The following is a 3,391-nucleotide window of genomic DNA, read 5'->3' on the forward strand; positions in this document are numbered from 1 at the left end:
ACTAGACCTCCTGCAAAAGTCTTATTCAGCTACTTGATGATAGCCTAAAGCAAGTTCATAGTTGTAAATGCCAGCGATTAAATTAAATCTCAGACCAAAACGCCGTCTCCGATTCCTATATCTTGATGATAAAATTCTAAATATCTTCAGACTTCTGTGAATATGTTCGATAATAATTCTTTCTCTTGATAACTGGCGATTAAATTCTTTCTCTTCTGAACTTAATTCTTGATTTTTCTTCTTTTTGTAAGGAATCCTACTATTTTCATGCTGTTTTTGGATTCCTTGATAGCCCTTATCTGCTAAACATTCAATACTTTTATCTATCCCAATTTGACTATTTTTCCAAAGGTTAAAGTCATGTATTCTTCCCTTTCCATGAGCGGTACAGATTATCATTCCTGTTTTTTGAGCCGCAAGAACTTGAGATTTTATTGTATGATAGCCCTGTTTCCCGCTATAGTAATCTTTCTGCTTCTTTTGAGGTCTTTCTATCTCATGCTCTGCTACATCTACTACCACTACCTCTAGGTCACTATTGGCTTGTTGAACTGTCTTTTTACCTGGCAGATTAAATAATCCTGATTTCATGAGAATACCTTCTACCCTTCTAGTGATTCGTAGGGCTGTTGTCTCATTAATCTCCCAGTTAATTGCGAGATGGAAATAAGTCCTATATTCCCGCAAATACTCTAAGGTCATCAAGATTTGGTCTTCTAAACTTAATTTACTTGGTCTTCCCGATTTTTTTTGCAGAACTTTTTCGGCGGCCAGAACTTTCACCATATCCTTAAATGTTTCAGGATATACCCCACAAAAGCGTTTAAACTCTTCTGGATTCAAATTTTTTACTTTTTCGTAAGTCATTGTTTTTCTGAGTGTTTTACTTTATTTTACATAATCAGTTCCTATTTTTGCAGGAGGTCTACTGAATCCTGACTCCTGAATCCTAACCCCACCAACAAACTTTTTCAGCAAACCCTAAGTAAGTTTGAGTAAGTTTAGTTGAGCGGTAGAATAAGACTTCGAGATAGCGGGTGCTAGATTGTGATTTTGTCCTTGCGTTTCCCAAAGATGAGCGTACTATGAAAGTAGGGGAAAAAAGATAATTTTAGCGATCGATTAACAATGACTAGGGATCTCTGTAGGATTTTATTGATAGAGGATGAACCGACGACTGTTAAATTAATCCAGAGATTGCTGTTAAAGGCCCCCCAATGTTCCCTGGCCGGGGGGTTGACTTTTACCCTCACCCAAGCTCAGGATCTACAGCAAACTGCCGAAAAACTAGCAGGGGAGAAATTTGATCTCATCCTCTTAAGCTTGGAAATCTCTGTCCCCCCCGGCTTAAATATTCTAGTCAAAACCAGAGAATTAGCCTCTGATATACCGATAGTGGTTCAAACTACTAGCAATGATGAGAAATTAGTCGTTAAAGCCTTTCAACTGGGTGCTGACGGTTATATTCAGTTAAATAATATCGATAGTAGTCTTTTAGTCTATCAAATTCGTGTGGCGATCGAACGTCAGCAATATATCCTCAATCTTAAACATCAACAACAGGAAGAGGAATTTCGCGAACTGGAACAGTTGATCAAGGGAGTACAAACTAGCATCACGGCGAAAATGTTCGGTTCTGAGGCAATAAAGCAGAGTATTCCCGATATTTTTCAAGAATTAGTCCAAAATTACGGAGAGTTATTAGACTTAGCTTTAGAAGAACAAGCATACAAAGTGGAACATAATCTATCGGAACGACTGCGAAGCTTGGCCGATAAGTTAGGATTCTTAAAAGCTAGTCCTCGCGATGTGGTGGATATTCATACCACCACCCTACGCCAAAAAAATCAGGATGTCACCCTGGCCAAAGCGCAGGCCTACGTTAGCGAAGGTCGTCTCATGGTCTTGGAATTGATGGGTTATCTCGTCTCTTTCTATCGTAAATACTATATCGGTCTCAGCAACATTAAACTGTTCAATAACACGCAATCATGAGTCAATATCTTCTCAAACTCTACATTATGGGCGATTCAAGTAAATCCCAGAGGGCGATCGCCAATATTTTTCGTATCTGTCGCGAGGAGTTATCCGATCTTTATACAGTAGAAATAATTGATGTTCTCGAACAGCCCCAATTAGCGGAACAGGATAAAATTCTCGTAACTCCTACTTTAGTCAAACAACTTCCCCCACCCCTACAAAGAATTATCGGCGATATGTCCAATACTCAAAAGGTTCTCCTCGGTTTGGATGTTATTCCCAAAGACTCCCATCGCAATTAGGATTCACCTAAAAATTCTTCTGGTTAGGTTTTTCCTCTCTAATAAGCTCTAATCTTAATTTTATCTCAAATGTCGGGGTGAAGACTCTCGCTTTTAACGAGATGAAACCCCAACCAATATAAAACAGCGAAGCACGACTTAAATCTTGACAATCTCTGCTGTATAGGTTAGCATATAAGTAGTTGTTTAAGGTCGATAAACAATGATTATCCTAAGTTTCAGAAAAATAATCGTTCAAATGTTTATTATGTCCAATTCTGTCTAAGCGTTGATATTCGGGAAGATGCAAAACCGCTAGAACCGACTAAAAAATGTGTAGGATTGGATGTAGGTTTAAAAGTTTTCTACGCTAATAGTGATTATGTTTAAAAATTGGTCCTTCGACGATTGGATGAATCATATCCTTTTTCTGGCTACAATTGTGGCTTTGCTGACGATTTGGCTGGGTAGATGAATAAAAAGATTTTTCTTTGCTCGCTTTACCGAAAATTTGGGTTTAAGGTTCCCCGTCCATTTTACGGCAGGGAGTGTCAAAATAAGAAACAAAACCCTCAGCGATCGATATGACTGACTCAATCCCAAAAATTTGTATTCTCGGTGGTGGTTTTGGTGGACTCTATACTGCTTTACGTTTGAGTCAATTGCCTTGGCAAGATCAACACCCTCCCCAAATTACCTTAATTGATAAAAGCGATCGCTTTTTATTTTCTCCCCTTCTCTACGAATTAGTCACCTCAGAACTGCAATCCTGGGAAATTGCTCCCCCTTTCAGCGAATTACTCGCTAATACCCCGGTTAACTTCCAACAGGGAACCGTCACGGCGATCAATGTTAATAATCATAAAATAACCCTTGACAATCAAAACAATATATGCTATGACCGCCTCGTCATCGCCCTCGGTGGTCAATCCTCCCTTGAATTCCTACCCGGGGCCAAAACCCACGCTATCCCCTTTCGTAGTTTAGAGGATGCCTATCGTCTTCGGGATCGACTCAAAACCCTAGAACAATCCGATCGCGATAAAATTCGGGTCGCCATTATCGGGGGCGGTTATAGCGGCGTAGAATTAGCCTGTAAGCTGGCCGATCGCCTCGGAGAAAGGGGAAGA

4 protein-coding genes are annotated in these 3,391 nt (G+C 39.8%); 3 read left to right on the top strand and 1 reads right to left on the bottom strand.

What is annotated here, in order from left to right; genetic code table 11:
* Positions 1 to 21: 21 nt before the first annotated feature.
* Positions 22 to 867, bottom strand: a complete 846-nt coding sequence (locus PX481_RS03265; protein WP_002795280.1) for an IS5 family transposase — start codon at positions 865 to 867, stop codon at positions 22 to 24.
* 261 nt (positions 868 to 1,128) lie between these two features.
* Between PX481_RS03265 and PX481_RS03270 the strand changes: the two genes are divergently transcribed.
* The 3 genes from PX481_RS03270 to PX481_RS03285 form a co-directional block, all read left to right on the top strand.
* Positions 1,129 to 1,995 (top strand): response regulator, encoded by an 867-nt coding sequence (locus PX481_RS03270; RefSeq protein ID WP_002757113.1) that lies wholly within the window; start codon positions 1,129 to 1,131, stop codon positions 1,993 to 1,995.
* Positions 1,992 to 2,282: a circadian clock KaiB family protein gene (locus PX481_RS03275; RefSeq protein WP_002757114.1), complete on the top strand. Its 291-nt coding sequence runs from the start codon at positions 1,992 to 1,994 to the stop codon at positions 2,280 to 2,282. Before PX481_RS03270 ends, PX481_RS03275 begins: the two co-directional genes overlap by 4 nt.
* Positions 2,283 to 2,845: 563 nt before the next feature.
* The coding region (locus PX481_RS03285) for an NAD(P)/FAD-dependent oxidoreductase (protein ID WP_288093654.1) at positions 2,846 to 3,391 on the top strand (546 nt) is incomplete at its 3' end.

The sequence above is a fragment of the Microcystis sp. M53603_WE2 genome (genome assembly GCF_030065435.1).